Annotated in this window: 18 protein-coding genes and 2 pseudogenes; 12 read left to right on the top strand and 8 right to left on the bottom strand. The window is 68.3% G+C overall.

Going from position 1 to position 22,806, the window contains the following annotated elements:
* The first annotated feature begins 318 nt into the window (after positions 1-318).
* The 11 genes and pseudogenes from OHA30_RS02165 (at position 319) to OHA30_RS02115 (ending at position 11,878) form a co-directional block, all read left to right on the top strand.
* Complete coding sequence (locus OHA30_RS02165; protein WP_328912060.1) at positions 319-1,071, top strand: GNAT family N-acetyltransferase; 753 nt, start codon at positions 319-321, stop codon at positions 1,069-1,071.
* Positions 1,072-1,842: 771 nt separating this feature from the next.
* Positions 1,843-2,358, top strand: a complete 516-nt coding sequence (locus OHA30_RS02160; protein WP_328912059.1) for a hypothetical protein — start codon at positions 1,843-1,845, stop codon at positions 2,356-2,358.
* Positions 2,359-2,600: 242 nt separating this feature from the next.
* Positions 2,601-4,069: pseudogene (locus tag OHA30_RS02150) on the top strand (IS3 family transposase).
* A 151-nt stretch (positions 4,070-4,220) separates the two neighbouring features.
* Positions 4,221-6,278, top strand: coding sequence for a hypothetical protein (locus OHA30_RS02145; protein WP_328912056.1), 2,058 nt, complete (start codon positions 4,221-4,223; stop codon positions 6,276-6,278).
* A complete protein-coding gene (locus OHA30_RS02140; protein ID WP_328912055.1) occupies positions 6,262-6,999 on the top strand; it encodes a hypothetical protein in 738 nt (245 codons plus the stop codon). The genes OHA30_RS02145 and OHA30_RS02140 overlap by 17 nt, the downstream gene beginning before the upstream one ends.
* Positions 7,000-7,025: 26 nt before the next feature.
* Positions 7,026-7,205 (top strand): hypothetical protein, encoded by a 180-nt coding sequence (locus OHA30_RS02135; RefSeq protein WP_328912054.1) that lies wholly within the window; start codon positions 7,026-7,028, stop codon positions 7,203-7,205.
* Between the two features lie 218 nt (positions 7,206-7,423).
* Positions 7,424-8,035, top strand: a complete 612-nt coding sequence (locus OHA30_RS02130) for an SMI1/KNR4 family protein (RefSeq protein WP_328912053.1) — start codon at positions 7,424-7,426, stop codon at positions 8,033-8,035.
* 316 nt (positions 8,036-8,351) lie between these two features.
* The gene (locus tag OHA30_RS02125) at positions 8,352-9,338 is read left to right on the top strand and encodes a Twin-arginine translocation pathway signal (protein ID WP_328912052.1); all 987 of its coding nucleotides are present in this window, start codon (positions 8,352-8,354) and stop codon (positions 9,336-9,338) included.
* 563 nt (positions 9,339-9,901) lie between these two features.
* Complete coding sequence (locus OHA30_RS02120; protein WP_328912051.1) at positions 9,902-10,429, top strand: SMI1/KNR4 family protein; 528 nt, start codon at positions 9,902-9,904, stop codon at positions 10,427-10,429.
* A 9-nt stretch (positions 10,430-10,438) separates the two neighbouring features.
* The gene (locus OHA30_RS33875) at positions 10,439-10,582 is read left to right on the top strand and encodes a DUF5959 family protein (RefSeq protein WP_405785936.1); all 144 of its coding nucleotides are present in this window, start codon (positions 10,439-10,441) and stop codon (positions 10,580-10,582) included.
* Positions 10,583-10,636: 54 nt separating this feature from the next.
* Positions 10,637-11,878, top strand: a complete 1,242-nt coding sequence (locus OHA30_RS02115; RefSeq protein WP_328912050.1) for a hypothetical protein — start codon at positions 10,637-10,639, stop codon at positions 11,876-11,878.
* Between the two features lie 12 nt (positions 11,879-11,890).
* Here OHA30_RS02115 and OHA30_RS02110 read toward each other — a convergent pair.
* From OHA30_RS02110 to OHA30_RS02095, 4 genes and pseudogenes are all read right to left on the bottom strand, one after another.
* A pseudogene (locus OHA30_RS02110) lies at positions 11,891-12,538 on the bottom strand (chloramphenicol efflux MFS transporter); the annotation flags it as partial.
* 228 nt (positions 12,539-12,766) lie between these two features.
* Positions 12,767-13,177, bottom strand: a complete 411-nt coding sequence (locus OHA30_RS02105) for a hypothetical protein (RefSeq protein ID WP_328912049.1) — start codon at positions 13,175-13,177, stop codon at positions 12,767-12,769.
* On the bottom strand, positions 13,174-16,929 hold the full coding sequence (locus OHA30_RS02100) for a DUF4434 domain-containing protein (protein WP_328912048.1): 3,756 nt from the start codon (positions 16,927-16,929) through the stop codon (positions 13,174-13,176). Before OHA30_RS02100 ends, OHA30_RS02105 begins: the two co-directional genes overlap by 4 nt.
* A gap of 231 nt (positions 16,930-17,160) precedes the next feature.
* Positions 17,161-17,586, bottom strand: a complete 426-nt coding sequence (locus OHA30_RS02095; protein WP_328912047.1) for an AAA family ATPase — start codon at positions 17,584-17,586, stop codon at positions 17,161-17,163.
* A gap of 451 nt (positions 17,587-18,037) precedes the next feature.
* Here OHA30_RS02095 and OHA30_RS02090 point away from each other — a divergent pair, with 451 nt between their 5' ends.
* Positions 18,038-18,898 carry a DUF3592 domain-containing protein gene (locus tag OHA30_RS02090; RefSeq protein WP_328912046.1) on the top strand — a complete coding sequence of 287 codons (861 nt, stop codon included), beginning with the start codon at positions 18,038-18,040 and terminating at the stop codon, positions 18,896-18,898.
* A 62-nt stretch (positions 18,899-18,960) separates the two neighbouring features.
* On the opposite strand, the gene OHA30_RS02085 is transcribed toward OHA30_RS02090, so the two are convergent.
* From OHA30_RS02085 to OHA30_RS02070, 4 genes are all read right to left on the bottom strand, one after another.
* The gene (locus OHA30_RS02085; RefSeq protein WP_328912045.1) at positions 18,961-20,574 is read right to left on the bottom strand and encodes an ArnT family glycosyltransferase; all 1,614 of its coding nucleotides are present in this window, start codon (positions 20,572-20,574) and stop codon (positions 18,961-18,963) included.
* Between the two features lie 153 nt (positions 20,575-20,727).
* Positions 20,728-21,468, bottom strand: a complete 741-nt coding sequence (locus tag OHA30_RS02080) for a peptidase E (RefSeq protein WP_328912044.1) — start codon at positions 21,466-21,468, stop codon at positions 20,728-20,730.
* A gap of 91 nt (positions 21,469-21,559) precedes the next feature.
* Positions 21,560-22,099, bottom strand: a complete 540-nt coding sequence (locus tag OHA30_RS02075; protein WP_328912043.1) for an ATP/GTP-binding protein — start codon at positions 22,097-22,099, stop codon at positions 21,560-21,562.
* Positions 22,100-22,184: 85 nt separating this feature from the next.
* A complete protein-coding gene (locus OHA30_RS02070; RefSeq protein WP_443045027.1) occupies positions 22,185-22,766 on the bottom strand; it encodes a MarR family winged helix-turn-helix transcriptional regulator in 582 nt (193 codons plus the stop codon).
* Positions 22,767-22,806: the final 40 nt, after the last annotated feature.

The following is a 22,806-nucleotide window of genomic DNA, read 5'->3' as shown; positions in this document are numbered from 1 at the left end:
AGCACTGATTCCCCGCCCGCCGGGCCCACGACCACGGAGCCCGCACCCGCACCTGACACACCCCGACATGTGGCGGCGTTCAGAAGGGCGGAATCCGCTCGGGTACGAGCCCCGCTTGTCCGGCGGGCAGCGGGCGTGCCAGAGTCACCGCTGACTGCACCCACTCATAGAGCTGGAGCTGAAGCCACGTGGACGCGGGCGAGTTCTCTTCTTGAGCCGCCGACGCACCGAATACGTCGCCCGACGCGCCCTTACTCACGGGCTCAGGCGATATCGGCGGCAAGTCCGAGCCTTACGTGCCTTCAGAAGGATCTCCTTGTGGACTTCGACGTCCAGAACCATGCGCGTACGCGCGCCCTGCGTTCCGACGGCCATGTGCGGAGCGGCCCGTTCGTGGTGCGCTACGACCGCACCTGGTCGAGCCCGTTCGCCAATTACGCGATCCCGGATGACGGGGCCACACCGACCGCGAGCGAGGTCAGCGCCCTCATCAGCGCGTTTCGCGCACTCGATCGGGTGCCTCGTCTGGAGTATCTGCCCTCCTGCGCGCCGCAAGTCGAACCCGCCCTGCTCGCGGCCGGGTTCACGACCGAGAACCGCGCCTCGGTCATGGTCTGCTCAGCCGGAACACTGATCACCCCCAGAGCGGCGACCAATGTCCTGATCACCGAGCCGACCGATGACGCCGGGATCCTTGCCACCGCGACGGTGCAGCACGCCGGGTTCGGTCAGCCGGGTGAGCCGACATCGGGCGAGACCGCCTGGCTGCGCGACACCATGGCGGGCGGCGGTGTGGTCGCCCTGGCCAGAGTCGGCGTCGGTACGGCGGTGGGCGCCGGCGTCTGCTCACCGCCGGTCGACGGCTTGAGCGAGCTGGCCGGCCTCGCGGTCGCCGCGAGCTTCCGGCGGCTCGGCATCGGAGCCACGGTCGCCGCCTACCTGACCGCCGCGGTCCTGGACCGAGGCTGCCGGACGGTGTGGCTGGAGCCAGGCGATCTGGGCATCGAGCGGATCTACGCCCGGATCGGCTACCGAACGGTCGGCGAGAAACTCAATATCTCTCTGCGGTAGACCGGTTGGGGGGACCCAAGGCCACCAAGACCCGTCCCACGGCTCCGCCAACCGCCACCCCCGGCCCAGCTTCATCCTTCCGGCGCCGACACGTCCCGTGGGGGACGTCGAGCAACAAGCTCGCCGTCCCCCACGACGACAGAGAACCCCTCCCCACCGCACCCCGCACCGACCCCCCGTAAGGGCCTGACAGCCGGCGCTCAGCCGCCTCCGTTCGACGGGCTACTGGCCGGCGCCACCTGGGACTGAAGATCAATTCACACGAGGCGTGGCGCCTGAATTCCGGATTGCGCGGCTTCGAAAATCCGAACACCTGGGCTATCGGCCGAATTTCGACGCATGACCCCGTTCATCGGCATGCCACACTCCACCAGTGACATTATATCGATGGATACTGTCTCCATTGACGAGCTGGTACGCCCTGCGACTCGTACGCGCCTGCGACGGCCTGCTTGATCCGGATGCGGCCTGGAAAATGGCCCGTGTGTGCCTCAACCCCGATGAGCTGCCGTTTCTTCTCCACGGGCACGGAGTGAGAGACGTCCCGCCGCGCGAGTGACCGGCTCGCGTTCGAATATATTCGCGCGATCGAAAATGTGACCGAGAAGTCGGAAAATCGAATGATCGCCGTCCACGTTCCACGGTGAGGATTCGGCCATCGTCTTCATTCGCGGCGCGCCGCCCACCTTTCCGGATGTATGAATGGCTGTCAGGCGATCAGTCAGCATCTTTCCGGGGGATCCGATGTCCGAAGTCCTCAGCCTCTCTGCCGTGGCCGCTGCGGCTTTCCAACCGACTTTCACCTTCCTCTACGGGCGCCTTGACGCACTCCTCAACCGCCACGAGGGACGCGACGCCACTGACGAACTCACCGAGTCCGACCTGCCGCCGACGCTCGTAGGGACCGTCGCCCTGCCGCTCGTGGCCGACGACCAACGTCTGCGTGAGTACGCCGCACAGCTGCGCATGGCCAGGACCGTGCTCACGCGCTACCAGCAGGACCCGACTCTGGTGGTGCCGAGTGACTCGATCCTGACCGATGTCCTCGGCCAGCTCCGCGCGGCACTCGAAGAGATCTACTCGCACCGTTTCACCTTCACCGGCGAGAACCGCGAGCGCTCTGCCCCGTTGGTCGTGCAGCGAATCGACAACGTGACCGGCAAGGTGACCGGCATGCGAGCGGATGAGGCGATCGTCACCGGAACGGTCGAGCAGGACTTCAAGACCGTCACCAGCGGCTCCACGGTGATCGGGATGTCCGCCCCCGTCATCGGTGGTGACGCATGAAGGGCTGACCCCCAGGCGCGCGAGCGCTCCCCGGCACGCAACTCGCCCACCACCAGGAGAAGTCCGTCATGAACTCGCCCTTCCGTTTCCTGGGTCATGACCCAGCCGACGACCAGTCGCCGGATCAGCCGCTTGTGCCTCCTTCGCATCCCAACCCGGCGGAGCCCTCTCTGTCAAAGTAGATCGAGTCGGGCATACTGGATGATTCATTGAGTCGAGGGCGGAGAAGGAGTAGTGCCCGGGTGGCCAGCACGAATGACCACGGGACCCCTGATCCGCAGGTGGAAGCCCGCTCGACCGGCCCGCGCCGGTATACCGCGGAGTACAAGGCGAGGATCCTCGCCTTGTACGAGACGTTGGACAAGAAGGGCAAAGGTGCCCTGCTGCGGCGGGAGGGCCTGTACTCGTCGTTGATCACAACGTGGCGGCAGCAGCGGGACAAGGGCGCCCTGGACGCGCTCGCCGCGCCGGCCGGACGGCCGAAGGCGGACCCGCGGGACAGGGAGATCGCGAAGCTGAAGGCGGAGAGGGACCGGCTGGAGGCCGATCTCGCCAAGGCCCGCACCGTGATCGAGGTTCAGGGAAAACTCTCCGCGCTGCTCGACCAGTTCGCCACGGACAGCGCCCCGAACCAGAACGGCGAGAAGGACCAGTGACCGGGGCCGACCCCGCGGCCGGGTTCGACGCTGCCCGCTACCAGGCCCTCGAAGAGCTCACCGGGCTGGTCGGACGCGTCCAGGCATGCGCCGCGCTCGGCGTGAGCCGGGCCACCTACTACCGCCACCACCGCCAGAGCCCCGCCCCGGCCAGGCCGCGGCAAAAACGACGCCGGCACCCCCGCGCGCTCACCCCGGAGGAGGAGATACGGGTCCTCGACGTGCTCCACTGCCCGGAGTTCGCCGACATGGCGCCCGCCGAGATCTACGCCATCCTTCTGGACCGGGGTGTCTACCTGTGCTCGGAGTCGACGATGTATCGGCTCCTGCGACGCCGTGGCGAGGTCCGTGAACGCCGCCGCCAGGCCGTCCACCCGCCCCGGGCGGTGCCCGAGCTGATCGCCGAGGGCCCGAACCGGGTCTGGAGCTGGGACATCACGAAGCTGAAGGGGCCGGTCAAGGGCGTCTACTACTGCCTCTACACGATCATCGACATCTTCAGCCGCTACACGGTCGGCTGGATGATCGCCGACCGGGAGAACAAGGACCTCGCCGGGCGGTTCCTGTCCGAGACGATCGCCAAGTACGGCATCGGGCCAGGCCGGTTGACGATCCACTCGGACCGCGGGTCCCCGATGGTCGCGCAGAACGTCGCCCAGATGATGGCCGCTCTCGGCGTCACCAAGTCGCATTCGCGGCCGAAGACGTCGAACGACAACCCGTACAGCGAGAGCCAGTACAAGACCCTGAAATACCGGCACGACTTCCCGGACCGTTTCGGCTCCCTCGAGGACGCCCGGGCATGGTGCACCCATTTCTTCACCTGGTACAACGAGGAGCACCGGCACTCCGGGATCGGCCTGCACACCCCCTACGACATGCACTTCGGCCTCGCCGAGCAGCTCCGCGAGATGCGTGCCGACGTCCTCCAGGCGGTCTACGCGAAGCACCCCGAGCGCTTCGTCCGCAAGCCGCCGGAGCCGCCGAAACTCCCCGCAGCAGCCTGGATCAACAAGCCGGCACAAGACGGCCCACTGATCCCGGCACAGCGTTAGAACGATCTACCTGCCTTGATCGCTTTGACAGGTTCCGGAGCATGGAGGACCGGCGCCGGCACCGGCAGCAGCGCCGGCACCCAGCACTGCCGGCTCGGCGGACCATGGGGAATCGGACCAGGTTCCGGCCCATCACGATCACGACCCGCGAGTGGAAAGTGGCTCGCACGAGGAAGCCACGGCCCTCTCGCCGTCGTCCGGGCAGCCCGACATCCCCCGGCAGTCGGTGCGGCAGAGCTTTGGTACGAACAACGGCGTCGCCATCGGCATGCAGTTCCAGAACATCATCAACGGAATGCGCACCGTCGAGCTGCGCGACGACTGGGTCGACCGTCAACTCGCCGTCTACGTACCGCCCAAGAACGAGGAGGACGCGGCCGACAAGCTTCGTGAGAAGCACGTCGTCGTACTTCTCGGCGAGAACGGTGCGGGCCGTGAACCCACTGGTCTCGACCTCCTGCGGCGGCTCAACAAGGGACTCACGCTCAAGCGTTTCCACCGGGAGCCGGGGGATCCGTTCTCCCTCGCCGACCTGACCGGCCAGCAGAACGTCGGCTGGATTCTCGACCTCAGGGCCGAGGGCGACACCGTGTCGGGTGGCTTGGGCTACTCGCTTCAGGACACCACCGCGCTCAAGACCGCGGCGTCGTACCTTGTGGTGCTGGCCGGCCCACAGGTGTGGGCGACCATCAGCGGCGGCAGCGACAAGGTCGATGTCCGGCTCCAGGCACCAGAGGCGCCGGATGTCCTGCGGGCCCATCTGCGGGCGGCCGAGTGCCGGAACCCCGAGCAGTGGATCGCGAATGCTCGGATCGCTCAGGCCATCGCCGGCAAGTTGCCGGGCGAGGTGAAGCGATGGGCCGATGCCGTCATGGCTGAGGAGGCTCGGCCGGTCGCCGCGTTGGCTCCCGCCGCAGCCGATGAGCAGGTGGAGTTCAACGAGCGGGTCGAACGTGTCATCGAGGCGATGGCCGACTGGCGCAACGAGCTGCGTACATGGCACATCGCTCATCCTGACAGCGATCACCGCAACTTCCTGCTCGCGGCCGCATCCATGGACGGCACCCCGGTCGAACTGATCTACCGTGCCTCGGAGAGCCTTGCCAGCACCCTCGGAGAGACGCCCACGCCGAGGCTGGGCCAGCAGGGACCGGGCATTATTGAGCTGGTCTACATGATCGGCGCCGAGCTCTCTGCCGACGGTACGGTCACCCTGCCCAGCGAGGGCTACGCCGAGGCCGTCGTCGAGTACTTTCTGATGGACCGGGCCCATCTCGTCGACCGCTTCACGGAGTGGACCGCCAAGCAGGCCGCCGGCCTCCAGGGCGACCTCGGGACGCAACTCGCCGACCGTGTCGCGGTGTGGGTGATTCGCCATACCCAGAAGAACCGCTCCGTGGACGTGCTCAAGTCGGTGGTCAAGGAGTGGTCTGCCGGCAAGCTCCTCCGGGGGCACGCCCGGGACCTCCTGTCGATCGCGGCCGTGGACAGCAAGATCGGCCGCCTCGTACGGGAGCAGAGCCTTGTATGGGCTCGCGACGACAAGGAGCCCGACACCCTTCGAGCCGCCTTGGCCGGGGTGTGCCAGCAGGTGAGCCAGGTCTACCCGAGGGAAGCACTGCTTCGGCTGGGCGAACTGGCTGCCACCGGTAACCCTGCGGTCACCGCTGCGGTGGGTGAGGCGATCAACGCCATGTGGGAGCGCCCTGACCAGCGGCAAAGGGCCCGGAAAGTGCTGCGGAAATGGGCCGGGAGCGCCACGGAATCGCTCCGCCGCTCCAGCAGCCACGCGTTCCTGCACCTCGCCGGCCGCGTGGAAGAGGACAACACGCCGTCCCTGCTGGTCGCAGGGGACGACTACGAGAACGATCTCCCTTGGATCATCCAGAGCTGGCGCACCGCCCTGGAGTACGACCCCGCTCCCGAGAGCGCGATCGACGCGTTCAAGGTGTGGATGGAAGCGTCCGTCACCGTGCCGGACACACGCGACACGGTGTTCGGCATTCTCGCCCGGGCGGTCCACGACGCCCCTGAGGACAACAGCGCTGTCCGCTTCCTGAGCCTGAACCGGCTGGCCAGCCACTGGGAACCGTCCGAGCCGAGGAAGCCGCTCACCGACCGTGCCCGCTTGCGCGACTCACTGGTCGACTGGGTCAGGGCCGCGGACCCCATCGACCTCGGAGCCGGCTCCAGTGTTCCGTACGCGTAACCCCAAACCGCGCGAAGGTCTCCTGCACGTCGCCGGCACGGTGCCGAGCTCGGCTGAATGTTATCGATTCCACTTCGAGGGCAGCGGTCATTGGCGTGACTTCCCCGGACCCGACCGCCACCACGATCCCGAGGCCGCCGCCACCGACCACGTCCTTGCCGTCATCCGGGAGATCGCAGCAGCGCACGCGCTGTCCGACGCGCTGACCGTGGAGAACCGTGTCAATGCCCGCCTCGGCCTGCCGACCCCTGTACCTGGCATGCCGGTATCCCTCAGCTGGGCATCCGTACGGCTGTGGGGGACACCCGAAGACGTTGCTCGCGCCTCGCGGTCCCTGCAACGCGTCCATGAGCACAACCTGAAGGAGGAACAACACAGGCGAGAGATCGAACTCAGCGAGTCGTTTCGGGACGTGCTGCGCACGGACCCGAGCCTGGCGCTCGCCCATCTTGCCCTTCGGCACCCGCAGGACCTGTCGGCGCAGGTCATCGATCACATCGACCGACTCATTGTCAGGATCGCGTCGTGCGACCCTGGCACCTCCTGGGTCGCAACGGCCAAGCTCCTCCAGGAGCTCATCCGCGACATGAAAGCGGACACAAGGGCCCACCTCCTCGACGAGGTTATCTCTCTCGCCACTCGGTTCGGCCAGTCGAAGGCCGCCGACGACCTACGGAGTCATCGTCAGCAGGCCGAGCCACAGCCGAGAGTCCGCAGCTGACCGGGGAGGCTGTCGGAGTCAGCCTCTTGCCGGAATGCTGTGATCATCCGGACGCCGAGGAGCCGGCCCCCGAGGTCAAGGAGGAACTCGGCATCACCCCGCCGATCGGCCGCATCCCGCGCCTCGCCCGCCGCGTCCACGCCGCCTGTATCGCCAGGACGCAGTCCGAGACCGTCTACCTGGAGCACGGAGCGACCCACCCGTAGATCCACGGCGACCCCGGCGATGCGCGAACATCCCTGGGCCCGGCACCAGGAGCGCGAACTCCCGATACGGTTCCGATGGCTGGCGCGAGGACGGCCGGCACAGGCCCCAGGGCCGTGGGGCGATCCGCAAGGCCCTGAAGGAGCTGACCGGAGCCGGGTTCTACCGGGTTGAAAGAACCCCTGCGGTGATGAGCTCGTGAAAGAGGAGGGACGTCAAGATGGGCGCATGGGAGTTGCTGAGAGGGCTCATGCCGGTCACGGCCGAGAGTGACACCTCGGTCGACTGGGGTCGGGCGGAGGAGTCGTGGGGGAAAACGTTCCCGCCCGACTATCGAAAATTCATCGAGACTTATGGCGCTGGGGTGATTGAAAACTACCTGGTGATCTTCAAGCCGGAATTTAAAGGCGGACAGCCGGAGTCGGATTACGGAGGCATGATTCCTTCCACGCTCGATGCCGAAGGCGCCTGGGTGGACTATGAAAAATCCCCCGAACTGCAAGGGGCGGCCCCCGAGCTGATCGCATGGGGCGGTGATTCCAGTGCGGACCTTCTGTGTTGGGATGCTTCCGGTAGTGATCCCGAAGCATGGCCCGTCCTCGTCTGGAACAGAGACGACCTCCTGTGGAGTCGCTACGACTGCGGAATGGTGGAATTTCTTGTGCGCATGTTGCGGGAGGAATTCTCCGAATGTCCGCTGGGTGGGCTGTCTCTGTGGGGAAAACAACCTGCGCTTTTCCTCAACGAACGTGAAAAGGAACGGTTGCTGGCACAGGGTCTGGACCCGTGGACGGGCGAGCCCGATCCCTTCGCCGGCCGACGCTGGGGCTGACGGACCCTGATCCCCAGTACGGTGGGCTGGAGCCGCTGATACGTCTGGCCGCGTGTGGGCCTGCCCACGTTGACTGATGAATTGATGTGCCTGCCGCGCGTCGGAGTCGATGCTCTGCCGGTGGGAACACCGCGCCTACGAGCACCCCAGCCAGGAGTACGTCGAAGCTCTGTGCACCGTGTACCAGGCACCGCCGGCATCGCTCGGACTGGGCCGCGCCACCGGCCGTGACGGGGCTGATCGGGGGCGTGCTGGTGGATACAGTGCTTCCGGGCCTGAAGCGTGCGTGCTGCCCGCACGGGAAAGCATGGTGACCATGACGACCTCTGCCGGTCTGCCGGCCGTCCGGGACTCGCTGCACCTTGCACTGCTCGCCGACCCCGCGGGCAGCCCGGCGGTGGTCGACCTCACCGAGGCCGCGGTCGAGCACTACGCCCTCGGCTACAGCAAGCACCCGCCGCACGTACTATTCACCGAAGTGCACGGCGCGCGCGGTCTGTTGATGCGCGCCCTCACCAGCGGCACGCCTGTGGCGGTACCCGTGGAGGCCGAGCTGCGCCGGGGGATCGGCTGGCTCTCCGCCCTGCTGGGCAACCTCGCTTTCCACCTCGACGACCCCACCGGGGCCCGGGTCCACCTCGCCACCGCCGTCACCTATGGCGACCGCGCAGGTGATGCCCGCCTGTCGGCCTGGGCCTGGGGCGCCCAGGCGATGGTCGCCCGCGCCACCGGCCGGCACACCGCGGCCCTGGCCCATGCCGAGCGGGCGGTTGCCTGCGCACCCGCCGGCCTGCCACGCGCCCAAGCACACGCCTGGGCACGGCTCCCGTCCCTCGCCGCACTCGGCCGGGAACGAGAAGCCGACGCAGCGCTCGCGACGGCGACCCGGGAACTGGAAGCCGACGCCCACGGATGGGCACCCGGACGCTTCGGCTACGACGCGGCCGAACACGCCCTCCACGAAGCCGACGCCCACCGCGCCCTGCGGCGCACCGAACGCGCCACGGCCTGCGCCGAACAGTCCCTGAGCACCGCCACGCCCGGCACACCGGCATGGGCCGCCGCCTCCCTGCTCATGGCCCAGACCGAGGCCACCACCGCACCCACCGACGCCGCGCAGCGCGCCGACCACGTACTGACGCGCATCCTCGCCACACGGCTGCGCTCCCCCTCGCGCGCCCGCCTCACGCAGCTCGCCTCGGCCCTTGCCGGAGTTGACGCCGCCGGTGTCGCCGACCTGCGCGAGCGCGTACGCGCACTGCCACCGTCCATCGACGCTCACGGCGGGGCCGTGAGCGCCTGACACGCCGGAAGGACGGCTGATCGGCCGGTCGGCCCTCGCCGGTCGCGGCTGGCTGATTGAAGGATCTGGCGGTGAGGGCGTCCCACAGGTCTGGGGCGCAGGCAGGTGCAGCACGGTGCCCAGTTCCGCGAGTGCGGAAGTCAACGGCTCCGGGCCGTACGGGAGTTCTTCGGCACTGGTCGCCTGGATCAGCGGTTCTGGGCGGCTGGCTGGCTGCCTCGTTGTCCAGCAAGGTGCGGGCGAGGTGTCGGCTGTTCCAGCGGGCGTACCAGGTGTCGGCACCGGCGTTCACGCCGGACCTACACGCACTTCATGCCGCAAGCCGGCGCGCGCGGACTGTCCGCCATCGAGTCGTGGTTCTCGGGCCTCGACCGGGGCTGACGGGCCGGGCCCGCCGGAAGTCCCTGAGAAGTCCCAGGGACGTGAACCGGGCCCGGAAGTCACACAAGACCTTAGGTCAAAGCCATACCGGCTCAGTGGGGAAGAGACCCGGCGTACACTCCAGCCGATCAGTTCTTCGACGTGTATGTGTGCAACGTTCCCGTGCGGCAGGTGACTTGCTGATGATGTCCGAGGTGGAACGTGTGCTGCCGGGACTCCACGCGCACCGCAGGACGCGGGCCAGGGGCATCGACTGGCGCTGCCTCGAAGAAGCCCTCGGTGTCGTCTTCCCCGATGACTACAAGGAACTCGCCGGGTTCTACCCGGCCTTCGAGGTGTGCGACTTCTTCCGGGTCGGCGGGCCCCGGCCCGGTGGTGAGCGCGCGTTCCTCGACTCGATCCTCTCGGACCTGGAAGACCTTCAGGAGAGCTACGACGCCGAGATGACCACCTACCGGCCGCATCCCGCTCCCGAGGACGGCGGCCTGCTGCCGTGGGGCGAGTCGTCCTCGGGGGACCGCTACTACTGGCGAATCGAGGATCAGCGCCCGGTGGCCATCGTCACCGGCAGCCGTAGCGACGATTTCTGGGAGTTCCCCGGCAGCCTGTCGGAGTTCCTGGCGGCATGGCTGGGCGGCACCGTCCAGCCGACTGGGCAGCCGACGATGGAACAACTCGGCGGCGCCCGGTACTTGGTCTTCGGTCCCTGAGGCGAGAAGGTGTGTGTCTTCGACGCGGCTGATTCACAGATCTCGGTCACCGTTCCCGTCCGTCTCCCCGGCGGCTGGCTCGCGGACCAGCGGCGGTATCTTGCTGACGTCGTGAGGGCCTGCCGGATGGGCGAGCCGGAGCACCGAAGCTGACGCCCCGGCAGCCGCACGGCTGCGGACGCCGACCCCGGAGGAAACGACCACCCCATGGCAAGCCCGTTGTTGCAGTCCCTGATCGCGCTCCTCGCGCCGCCGCGCGAGCCTGTCGGAGATCCGTCTGACTGGGACGCTGTCGCCGAGGCATGGGGGACCGGTTTCCCCGCGGACTACCATGAGTTCCTGGCGGTCTACGGGGCGGGCTCGATCGATAACCACATTTGGGTCGCCACCCCTGCCGACCACGAGGACAGAGGTGTGCTGACGGTCCGCCGACGGACGCCGACATCGATGCGGACGGCACGGCTCCGGGCGGAGTGGCCGTATCCGCTCTGGCCGCAGTCCGGTGCGCTGCTCGGCTGGAGGGCCACCGCCGACGTCATCGACCTGTACTGGGACACCTCGGCGCCGGACCCCGACCTGTGGACGGTGGTGTCCCACAGCCACGAAGGAGACTTCATCCAACACGGCTGCGGCATGGTCGAGTTCCTGTGCCGGATGCTCGGGCCCAGGGGGGAGCGTCCGCTGGAAAGCCCTACGCTCTACGGTGCTCCCAACTCGCGATTCCTCGGGCCGGTCGAGGAGCGGCTGCTGAAGAAGGCGGGCACGGACCCCTGGGAGTACCTGGAGGAGCTGTACCAGGCGAATGAGGCCGCCGATGAGCTGTCCGAGGGCGGACTGGTCGTCGTCCAGCCGGACGGGACCATGACGGTTTTCCCGGGCGTCACCACTCCGCCGGAATCCTGCGAGATCCAGCCGCCGCCGGTGCCGCGACCCGACCCGGAGCCTGGCCGCGGGCTGAGCGAGCTCTGGCTCAGCCCGGAGCGGATCGCGGCGCTTTCCGCGCCTTCGGCGCCGACGTTGTCGGTGCTGGGCCTGCACGAGGGCGACGGCGACGGCGTGGTGTTGATGACGGTGGTGATCGAACTTGGCGTCGAAGGCGCCGCCGACCTCACCCTGCCCGCATCACTCCGCGTGGAGGTGACGGTCGTGGGCCCCGGGATGCGGAGCCACTCCGCCACCGTCGATCCCGTGCCGGTCCTCGGTGCCGGTGGTGCGCCGGCTGCCATGGTCGTCCGGGAGGACATGCCACTTGTCCTGGAGGTGCCGGTGCCCTGGCCGCTGCTGCCGGTGAGACTGGACGGGCAGCGAGTGGGGCCGGGTACGAGCAGCGGCCTGACGTTCGCCGCTGAGATCACCGACCCGGCCATCGAGGAGTTCCGTGCGGCGCACGGGATACCGGCGGAGCCGAAGTCCGAGGACATCCTCCTCGGCACCTGGACCAGCCCCTGACGGACCGCCTTGTCAGTCCGCTCGGCGACGAACCCCCGACCACCCGGGCGTGAGCGCGTCCCGGAAGGGGAGGGCGACGAGCAGTGCGACCGCGACCAGGAGTCCGCTCGCCCAGAGCGGGCCGAGCTCCCCGGCCCCACCGCTCAACGTGCCCGCCGCGATGACCGCCGCCGTCGCGTACGAGCCCGCCATGGTGGGAGCGCCGGCCGTCTTGTAGAGGACCTGCGTGATGAGCGTGCTGCCCAGCGCGAACGACAACGCGCCCTGCGCGAAGACGAGTACGAGCAGAGCGGCCGGCTTGTCGGCCAGGCTGCCCAGCCGGCGAGCAGCAGCCCGCCGACTGCGACGACCAGGCCGGGACGCCGGTCGGAGTACCGGCCCGCCAGCGCGACACCGGCGAACGAAACCCGCACCGAAGAGCATCAGTACGACGGAAACCCACAGTTCGCCCAGCCCGGCGGTGCCCGTCACGACGGGGGCGAGAAAGGTGAAGCTCCCGAAGGCCGCCGCGTTCACCAGCGCGCCGAGCAGCATGACGAGAAGCAGCCGCGGACGCCGAAGCTGTACGAGCTCCGCCCGCAGCCCCGGCCCGGCAGGCGCGCCCACGACAACCGCAGCCTTCAGGACGTGGGAACCACCCCAGGGGCTCGGTTGATGGCAATTCGGACCACAAGGTGATCCCGCACGCGCCTGTTCGGGCCTCGCCCCGCCGCCTGCGCCCCGGCCGGGTGCTGCCCCCCAGGACGGTCACTGCCAGCCGCATTCGGTGCCGACCGCAGGACGCGACCGTGTTCCCGACCGCCCTGACCGGGCACTGGCACCGTAACGCCCGCCTCCTGGACCCCCGGAAGCCCTCGGACTGCGCGGCTGTGACCGTCACGGGGGAGGTCAGGTTCCGGTGGGGGCCGGGGTGTCGGTGATCGTCCAGCTTCCGCCTGTGCAGACAGGCGGCCCGTACGTGTAGGTCCTGCCGGAGGGCGCGGTGGCGATCAGCTGGTACTGCGTGGCGCAATCGCCGTCGGACCCGAGACGGATGGCCCAGATATTGGCCTTGCCCGGGGGGATGCTCCCGCCGGGATACCTGATCGGCTCGGCGCCCGGGCGATCCAGGACGAGATGGCTGATCACCAGGCGTTCGTGGGTGTTGTTGTGGATGGTGAACTGCGACTTGGGCTGGCACGCGGTAAGCGGGGCTGTGAGAACAGCAGCGGCGACCGCACCGGCGAACAGCCGCGCCCGGCGCTTCCGGACCGCCGCGTCCGGGGCGGGGTTCGTGGGGCGGGGGCGGTGCGACGTCATGACCCGCGAACCTCCACTTCGTTGACCATGCTCCATGCCGTGCCGCCGTCCACCTCGATCCTCACATACCGTCCGGTCGTCGCCACGTTGATGGCGCGGTAGGTCTTGGACTGAATGCCGGCGCTGATGGCAGGCTGGTCGATGCTGCTGACCAGGCCGTAATCCACTCCGTTCTCGGACACCAGGTACCGTATCTGAGGGGGCAGGAAGACGTAGTCCTGGCGGACCTGGAACCAGGAACTGTCGATCTCCTTGATGGCGCGCTCCGAGCCGAGGTCGACGGTGAAGCTGTATGTGCCGGGGTTGTTGCGGCCCTGCCACTGAGGCCCGTAGAGGTCGGCACCGTACAGCCCGTCCGTCAGCGAGGTGCCGTCGGTGTCGGGGTAGCTGAAGTCGGCGGGTGTGTCGCTGGTGTAGGAGCAGCCGGGCTGACCGTCGGGAGCGCCGCAGCGCGCGTAGTTCACCGGGGCCGCCGGCAGCGCGGGGGTGGTGGCCGACACCAGGGTGCTCATGGCGGAGGTGTTGCCGGAACCGTCGAACGCCTGGATTCCGTAGGTATAGGTGGTGCCACCGTCGAGTTGGCGGTCCCAGTAAGATCCGGACGATCCGAGTTTGTCGGTGACCAGCTCACCATTGCGGTATATGTGATAACCGGCCACTCCGCTTCCCGTATCGGTGGAGTCCGGCCATGAGAGCGCGACTGTTTGCGGGCCCATCACCGTCGCGCTGGGCTGCGGCGGCGTGGACGGTGTGTCGCCGTCGTCTCCGTCGCCGGTCGGGGTCCGTGCCCACGACTGGTAGGCGTTGAAGTAGGCCGCGGTGGGCAAGGAAGAATTCAGTGAGAGGTAGTGGTTGAAAGAGAACGACCAGAAACCGGCCACGGAATTCTCGACTGCGTGCAGGTCGGCGACCAGCGTTTTGGCCGGCATGGGTTCCAGCCCCGGCAGCGCCATGATGTAGGTCTCACTGTCGGAATACAGGACAGTGCTGGGATGCCCGGCGGTGATGGCGTCCTTCATGGCCGCGAACCAGGTCGGGAGCATGCCCGCGTCCGCGTGGCCCGCTCCGACGCCGTCCTGGAGCGCGACGACGTCGATGTCGGTGTGACTGAGGATGTTCTCCCACATGTCACTCCAGGCGCTGGCCGACTGCCAGCCGGTGAGTGCGGTGTTGACGGCATTGTAGAACGGTGCCACGGCCACGGGCATGGTGTCGTCGACGGTACGCAACCCGCCGATCACCTGGTTGTAGAAATCAATCATGTTGTTCTGGTCGTAGCTGCTGCTGAAATGGACGTTGTCCATTTCCAGGGGCAGATACCAGCCCTTGAAAGAGCTGTGACTGTGGTAACGGCTCCACAACTCATGTGCGACGGCCAGGTCCGAGGTTCCCTGGTAACCCAGCCAACTCGAGTCGCCGGCGTAGACCGACCACCATGTGTCACTGGTGGGGAGCCCGACCCACACCTCCACTCCTGCCGTGTCCGCGGCGGACAACAGCCGCTGGACGACGTCCGTGGAGGTGACTTGGAGGTAGCCCGGCTGATTGGTGGGATAGACCGCGGTCTTGGCCCCGTTGCGGTGGCTGTCGGCCGTGTTCGCGCTCCATTGGAGGATCAGGCGCGAGATGTGCAGGTTCTTCATGTCCGCCATCTCGTCGGCCAGCGTCGCGTCCGACCACTGGTCCACCAGGTCGGGCTGAATGAACGACCCCCCCAGCCGCCCGGCAGCTGCGGGATCGGGCTGGGCGGCGGTGCGTGCGGGGGCTTCCGACGTCGCGTACCAGCTCACGTCCGCCTGTGAGTTGGCCGGGACGGAGTCCGCGGAGTTGACGTAGTCCGACCGCTCCACCACCAGAGTCACGAAGGTGACGCCGTTTCCCACCACCGCTGACACATGGCCGGAGGAATCCCCTTGGATCAGGTGCCCAGGCACCGACCCGTACCACGGAATCAGCCCGAATCGGGTGTCGGAGGGGGAGCCGGTGCCGGTGACGGCGTGAACCGCGACGGTGATGCGCCGGCCTCCACTCGCCGAGGTGGGGATGAGATCCACATATCCGGCACCTCCGGGCTGGAGGATGACATCTCCGCCGGCCGTCGTGGTCACGTTGGCGGTATTCCGGGCAGGGCGTGCCTGGCCATGCGAATCGGCGTGCGTATTGGCGTATGTGCTGTTCTCCAGGACCGAGGGCCAGAGGCTTTCGGTGTCACTTTCGCCGAAACCGTCGAAGGAGGCAGGTCCGGCCATCCGGTAGTTCGCCGCCGCGAAACCGAGCAGTTCCTGTTTGAAGTCCAGACCGTAACCCGCGAAGACCGTATTGATCGCGTCCATCGGCAGGAGGTCGTCCTGCTTGATGGACTGCCAGGTCCTCAGTACCGCGTCGGAGTCGTCGGTCTGTTCGCTCAGATATTCAGCAAGACCGAACTCGCCGTACTGTCTTCCGGAGCCGAGTCCGGCCCATGAATTCACGGCATGTTCGGGCGCCGTGAAGAAATCTGGAAGTTCCTGGGCGTAGTAGCTGCGCTGATAGTCTGCGTAATCGTTCGCCGTATATCCGTCCCAATAGGTCCAGCCAGGGTCGAAATCAAAGTACCAGTACGGGTTGAGTACGTAGGTCCGGTGAGTGGCCCACTGTGCTGTTGATTCCATCCACCAGTTCAGGGCGGCGAAGTCGCTGGAGAGATTGATAGATCCGGCGAACGGATCCAAGACTATGCCGATTTGGGAAATGTACTGGTATTGAAATGCGTGAAAAAGTTCGTGCCGGACGAGCGCGTCGTAGTCGTGTGGGTCGGCCGGCATCCAGATCGACGGCTGACTTCCGGGTCCGACCGGCAGGGTGAACGCTGCCCCGTCGTCCGAGTGGTCGTGAATCCAGTCTCCGACGAAAATGGTGAGCCGACCGGACGGCTCCTGATATCCCATACCCGAGACTCCGGGCAGCCCATCCCCGGTGGTGTACAGCCCGTATGCCTCCTCTGCTGCGTTGGCGATCGTAATGATTGCCGAAGGTATTCCGTTTGCGCCATGGGATTCCGGCAGGTCCGTGCCGTGGTTGTAAAGGACGTTGAAGTCGGGCGTGATGTAGTCGCAGTAGTACCGGTGGTGCTGTGTTGGCAGGTCCGGCCAGTCATAGACGGAGGAATCGCCGCAGCTGGGATCGGTGCTGTCGTCGGCAGTGAGTTTTTGCGCCGACCCGGTGGCCTTTGCGGGCTCCAGGTGGACGGGTGAGTACTTGGGGTGGACCTCGGAGGTCGCTGAGGGATCGGCTGCCAGGTTCTTCGTCAGCGATTCCACCCACGAGCGGGTAGCCGGTGACGTCTGCTTCGACTTGCCGATGAGGTAAGTCAGATACAGGGGAGCCAATTCACTCAGAGCACCTGTGGGACGCCACTCCTCGGGAACGGCATCGGGTTGAATGATGGAATTAATTCCATAGCGCACCATCTGGTCAATGGACAACTTGTGCGCCGACCATCCGCTGACGATGTGCTCGCCGGGCCCAAAATCTGGCGTGGCGGATTTTGCCTTCTTTGCGGCGTTCAGTTCTGAAGTGCTTGGCCGGACTGCGTGGTAGGGACCCACCTTGGTGCTTGGCGCCGGTGCCGGCTGCTGCCCTCGAACGTGGGTGGCCTGGCTGCTCTTTGCTTCCTTCTTCAGCGGAGTGGCGGATGCCGTAGGGGAAATAACCAGGCATGCGATGCAGACAAAGGCAATAAATGATGCCAATCTTGCCAGCCCGCGCCGCATTTTTCTGGGTATCACAGCTTCCCCCTGTTTTCGATTGTGTTTACTATACAAACATCAAAGTGTTGCAAGCGATTTGAAGTTGGCACAAGGGGATTTCAGGACTTGTGCAATCCCGTATTTTGACTTGATGTCGCCGATGCCTCGGGCACCCTGGACGAGTATCCGGCCGCCGTCGGTACGGCCTGGCCGGGAAGGCTACGCGGCAGCCCGTCGAGGGATCGGCGTCACTGATCACCCGCGTGGCTTGCGCCAACTCTTGATCTCGGTCGCCAGCAGGCACTCCGCGAAGCGGTTGTCGGGTGACGTCTCCCGCAGGAGTGCCCGGAGGTCCCGCTCAAAGGGCGATCCGTTCGAGTTCGGCGGCCAGTGTGGGGGAGACGGCCACCTCAGGTACGTGGCGAGGGCGTGGGCGCAGATCGGTGAACGGTCGAACACAGTGACGGGGTTGGTGGCCGCCACCTGCGGCTCCCGTTGGAGGGCGACGATGTCGTCGATGAAGGTCGCTCGCATCCAGGGCTTGTCCTCGCCCCCGGCCTGGGCCTGCGCGATGACCGCCGTCGCGGCCTCCTTGAGAACGCCGTAGCTGAGTTGGGCCAGGCACCGCAGGATGGACGTCTTGCCCGCTCCCGGCGTACCGGTGGGAACGTATCGCCGCATGCTTCAAGAATCCCTTCGCACAATTCGGAACGACCCACAGCCCACGGCCCCCTCCGGAGGCAACGCGCCAACAGGGCACTGGGGTTGGTGGTGGGGAAGGGAGGTGGTCGAACGGCTCACGCGCCGGGGACACCCCTGAACCCAAGACGTCGAACAAGGCAACCACGGCCGGACCGCCAACGTCCCTCCTATTACAGCCCCCGCCCGGTCCCTCGGCAACGCAGTCAGGGCTCATACCCGGCGCTGTGACCGGCAGGCGGAAACGCTCAAGGTGAGGTGCCACCGGACAGCGAGTGCGGGGCCGCTCCCGGCCACGACGGGCGCGTACGCCGACCACGTACGACGGGCGCGGACCCCGGGCGCGGACCTCAGGCACGCACGCCGAACGTGGACACCGGCCGTGGTAGATCTTGCACCTGATGACGCGTGCAGCCGACAAGGGGACGCGGGCATGAGCTGGCACGGAGCCCTGCTGCTGTGGTGCGCGGCCTGCGCCGCACTCGCCCTGATCGGTTATGGCCGGTCGCTCGCCGGCACCACCCGGGCGCAGCGGGCCGTGCGCGTCCCCGGGCGGATAGCCGAGGTGGGGACCCCGCCCCACGGAGGCGACGGCCGGGCCGGGATACCCGTGACGATCGCCTTCCCCGACCCCGCCACCGGACAGGAGCACGTCCTGCCCTACGTGGCCGGGGACAGGGGCATCCGGCTGGACACGGTGTGGGTCGGCCGCGAGCCGGCAGTGCTCCACCCGCCCGGCGACCCCGGCCGTTTCAGGATCGCGTACGACCTCGGGGACAACCGGCGTGGCCTTGCCTGGCCCCACTTCCTGGTCTTCCTGCTGTACGCCGGACTGGTCGCCGACACCACGATCAGGTACGGCTACCCGTGGGTCCTCCTCGGCGCGGGAGTGCCGCTGGCCGTCGTCATCGTGTTCTTCCTGCGCGACGATCTCCGCCGGGCATGCCGTGACGCCGCCAGGCTGGACGCCGCAGTCGCCGTTCCGGGCCGTGTCGTGGCCGTCCTCACGACCGACCACGACGACGGCGGGTCCGCCTGGACCAGTTACGCGGCGGTCCTCACCTTCACCACGCGCGACAACACGGTGGTCACCGCCCGTTTCCGGATCGAGCCGGAGGAACGGGCCACCGCGTACGGCCGGGAAGTCACCGTCCACTACGCCCCCGACGCCCCCGAGAAGTACACGCTGGACGTCGCCGTCGCCCGACGCTCCAACACCTGGGACATCGCCTTCGTCCTCACGTGCCTGCTGCTCGGCGCCGCTGCGACGGTGACGGGCGCGGTCCTGCTCTGAGCCCCGCCCCACGCGAGCACGCGAGCCGCCCCCGGTAAGCCCCGCCCCCGCGCAGTGCCGCCTCACGCGTAGTGGCGCAGTTCGCCCCACATCTCGCCCCACGGCTCCCGCGGCCCCGTGCATACGTAGACGTGCCCGCCCCACTCGATGTTGTGCACGCCCTCGGGGTTGGTGAGGGTCGCGGCCACCCGCACGTTCCGGAAGTGCTCGCGCAACTCCGCCTCGTACCCGGGCAGATGCTCGGGGCCGGGGGCGATGGCCACCACGGTCGTGGCGTGCGGATTGCCGGGCCCCCACCACCAGTTGGTGTTCTGCGCGCCCACGGCGGTGGGCAGCCCGGTGCCGCGGCCCAGTTCGTTGACGGCGCCGGCCTCGCCGTAGTCGGCCGCGAAGATCACCGCGTTCGCGCGCTGCTCGGCCGGGAGCCCGGTCCACACCTGCCGTACGGTGCCGACCAGTTGGGGCCAGCCCAGGGATTCCCCCGAATTCGTGTTGACGCCGTACGTCCAGGCCGCGTCGGACGGCGGCAGCACCGGCAGTACGATCACAGCCGCCAGCGCGGTCGAGACGCAGGTTCCGATCACGATGCCGCGCAGCCGCTCCCGACTGGAGTGCACCCACGCGTCGAGGTCCACCGCGCCGGCCGCCAGCAGGCACACGTAGAGCCCGCCCAGGTAGTACACCTGCGCCCCGGTCGTGACGGCGAACAGCACGAACAGCACGGCGTACGCGATCGGCAGGCATCGCCACAGCGGTCGGCCGGACCGCCACAGGAACCGTAGGCCCGCGAACCACAGCACCGCCGTCGCCAGGCAGGCCATGCCGAGCTGGCCGACGATCCAGGTGGGGATGTTCCCCGGGCCGCCGTTCTCGCCGTTCAGCGCCCGGGTCATCTCGAACATGGCCCAGCCGTGCCGCGACTGCCACCACAGGTCGGGCAGTACGAGCAGCACGGCGATGACGACGCCCGCGAGCAGCCGGAGGTCGACCACGGTCCGGCGGGCCGGGCCGGTCAGCGCGGCGGCGAGCAGAACGGCCCCGAAGATCCCCGCGAGGTGGTTGAACTCCGCGCCGACGCCGACCAGCGCGCCCACGGCGAGCCACCACCGCGTGTCCCCGGTACGGCCGATGCGTACGACGACGAGCGCGATCGACGCCCACGCCAGCATTTCGTACGACGTCGTGTTGGCGACGTGCGCGCCGCCCAGCAGTACGGGCATGGTGGCCGTAGCGATCGCCGCGAGCAGTTGGGCGCGCCGCGCGCCGCCGAACTCCCGCGCGGTCAGGGCGCCCACGACCACCGTGCCCGCGGCGGCCAGCGCGGCCCACAGCCGCAGGCCCGCCGCCGAGACCCCGAACAGCGACAGCGAGACCCGGGCCAGCAGCGGCGCCAGCGCCGGCTGGTCGACGTAACTCGCCTGGAGGTGCCGGGCGCTGTCGAGGAAGTACAGCTCGTCGCGGTGGAAGCCGTAACGCGTGGACAGCGCCATCAGCACGGCGAAGACGGCTGCCGCGACGGCGAACACCCGCCGGTCCAGCGGTACGAGCCCCCCGCCGTCCCCCTCGGCCGAGTCCCCGGGCCCCACATCGGCCGCGCCCGCCCGGCCCGCGCCCGCCCGGCCCGCTCCAGCCGCGTCCACCTCGTCCGCCCGGCCCAATTCCGCCGCGTCCGCCATCCCGCACCCCCGTTCCGAGGCCCCCGGCCGCGCCGTCTTCACGACCGGGACCGCTGGTACCTTACGCACCCGCCCCGCACGCGGTGAACGACCCCCGCCCCGCACCCGCCCCGCGCCCGGTGAACCACCCCCGCCCCACCCGGCCCCGACGAATCAGCGCGGCGCTGCCCGCAACTTCCGGGGCTCGACGCGTACTTCGACCGCCCGCTCGCCCTCGCGCGTGACGAGATACGCGGCCTTGCCCGGGATCTCCGTCACCGCCTCGACCAACTCCGTTCCCCGGTAGACCAGTCCGACCCCGTCGTCGGTGCAGTGGGACGTGGGCAAGGTCCCGTCCGCGACGAGGCGGTGGATCAGCGGCCGTCGGCCCCTGTCCACGTCGTAGTGCACGCCGTTGCCGTACGGCAGGAAGCCGAGCGCGTTCGTCAGCGGCCGCAGTTCCGGCCCGAACGAGTCGGTCGTCCCGCCCTCGAACCAGCAGATGGACCCCGCGCTGACCCCGCTCAGCACGACCCCGGCCTGCCAGGCGCGGCGCAGGATCGCGTCCAGGCCGTGGACGCGCCAGACGGCGAGCAGGTTCGCCACCGAGCCGCCCATGACCCACACGACGTCCTGGTCGAGCACCGCGCCCTCGACGTCCTCGACGTTGGGCATGGGGAACAGCTCCAGCGGCGTCAGGTCGAACCCCGCCACCCGCGCGGCCTCCGTCATACGGGCCGTGAAGTGCTCGGCGTCCCCGATCGCGGTCCCGACGTACATGACGCGCGGACGCCGACCGTGCGCCCCGGAGAGGTCGACGGCGTGATGCACGAGAGCGTCGAACTCGACCCTCGTACGTCTCCCGGCCCGGTGCCCGCCGGAGGTCGCGACGATGGTCGGTTCAGGTGCCGTCATGGCCGCGATCCTATCGACGCGACGTCGCCGCGCCCGGCGGCACGCGGCGGTACGGTACGGCCCCGGCGGCCGGTCCACGGCAAAAAGCCCGTCACGAACCGGCACCCGCGATCAGCGAACTGACCACACTCACACGGCGGTTCAGTTCCCCGGCCGGGACGTCGATCAACTCGTATCCGAACGTCCGATAGCTCTCCTCGTGGATCTTCTCGAAGGCGAGCGATTCCTCGAAACTGATCCGCCGGGCCGAAGTCGGTTCGCAGAAGCCGAGGTTGCGGACGAAGAGGACCTGCCGCTCGTAGACGCCTTCGGAGGTGATCCGTTCCAGCTCGGCGGCCAGCGCGGGGGAGACGGGCCACCCCAGGTACGTGGCGAGGGCGTGCGTGCAGACCGGTGAACGGTCGAACACCGTAACGGAGTTGGTGGCCGCCACCTGCCAGTTCCGCTGGAGGGCGACGATGTCGTCGATGAAGGACGCCCGCCTCCAGGGCTCGTCCTCGCCCCCGGTCTGGGCCCGCGCGATGACCGCCGTCGCGGCCTCCTCGACGACTCCGTAGCCGAGTTGGGCCAGGCCCCGCAGGATGGACGTCTTGCCCGCCCCCGGCGTACCGGTCAGCACGTACCGCCGCATGATCCCGAATTCCTCTCGCGCAGGTCAGGAATGACAGCTCCCCGCTCCACCCCCTGAGCAACCACCCAGACCCCGGGGGCGCGGCTCAACTCCCGGAGTCCGATGTACGGTGCCTGACATCGCTCATCAGCTTGTCCAACAACGCCATGAGCGCGGCGCGTTCGGCTTCGGACAGGCCGCTGACGAGTGAGGCTTCGCGGCCGAGCACCGCGTCGACGGAACGCTCGATGAGGGCGTGCCCTTCGTCCGTAAGCGAGACAAGTACGGTTCGCCGCCCGGTCGTTCCCGGTCCTCGCCGTACGAGTCCGTCGCGTTCGGCCCGTGCGACGCGCTGGGAGACGGCGCCGGCGGTCACCAGCGTCCGTTGGGCGATCTCGCGGGTGCTGAGCGAGTACGGCGGCCCGGAGCGGCGGATGACGGACAGCAGGTCGAGGGTGGCCGCGTCGATCCCCGCCGCGCGCAGGACCCGGTTGCGGTCGTCCGCGAACAGTTTCGCCAGGCGCCAGATGGGCGTCACGATCTCGATCGAGTCGGTCGGGGTGCCCGGCCGTTCCCGTCGCCAGGCCGCCGCGATCCGAGCCGCGGGGTAGGGGTGGGGGACGGCGGCGTCCCCCACCCCGCCGTACGGGACAGCGGCGTCCCCCGTTGCCGGAACGGTGTCAACCACGGTGTGAACCCCTGTCGGCGTCGGTTATGTTTAGGTCTAA

It is taken from the genome of Streptomyces sp. NBC_00223 (assembly GCF_036199905.1).
Classification (GTDB): Bacteria; Actinomycetota; Actinomycetes; order Streptomycetales; family Streptomycetaceae; genus Actinacidiphila.
Note: the sequence above shows the minus strand (reverse complement) of the source record. Positions and strands in the feature narration are given on the sequence as shown.

Bases quoted from the DNA above. Each gene is read 5' to 3' on its own strand.
- OHA30_RS02080 (WP_328912044.1), bottom strand. From the start codon at position 21,468: ATGACGGCACCTGAACCGACCATCGTCGCGACCTCCGGCGGGCACCGG.
- OHA30_RS02125 (WP_328912052.1), top strand. From the start codon at position 8,352: ATGACGACCTCTGCCGGTCTGCCGGCCGTCCGGGACTCGCTGCACCTT.
- OHA30_RS02105 (WP_328912049.1), bottom strand. From the start codon at position 13,177: ATGACGTCGCACCGCCCCCGCCCCACGAACCCCGCCCCGGACGCGGCG.
- OHA30_RS02100 (WP_328912048.1), bottom strand. From the start codon at position 16,929: ATGCGGCGCGGGCTGGCAAGATTGGCATCATTTATTGCCTTTGTCTGC.
- OHA30_RS02090 (WP_328912046.1), top strand. From the start codon at position 18,038: ATGAGCTGGCACGGAGCCCTGCTGCTGTGGTGCGCGGCCTGCGCCGCA.
- OHA30_RS02120 (WP_328912051.1), top strand. From the start codon at position 9,902: ATGATGTCCGAGGTGGAACGTGTGCTGCCGGGACTCCACGCGCACCGC.
- OHA30_RS02115 (WP_328912050.1), top strand. From the start codon at position 10,637: ATGGCAAGCCCGTTGTTGCAGTCCCTGATCGCGCTCCTCGCGCCGCCG.
- OHA30_RS02130 (WP_328912053.1), top strand. From the start codon at position 7,424: ATGGGCGCATGGGAGTTGCTGAGAGGGCTCATGCCGGTCACGGCCGAG.
- OHA30_RS02095 (WP_328912047.1), bottom strand. From the start codon at position 17,586: ATGCGGCGATACGTTCCCACCGGTACGCCGGGAGCGGGCAAGACGTCC.
- OHA30_RS02075 (WP_328912043.1), bottom strand. From the start codon at position 22,099: ATGCGGCGGTACGTGCTGACCGGTACGCCGGGGGCGGGCAAGACGTCC.
- OHA30_RS02085 (WP_328912045.1), bottom strand. From the start codon at position 20,574: ATGGCGGACGCGGCGGAATTGGGCCGGGCGGACGAGGTGGACGCGGCT.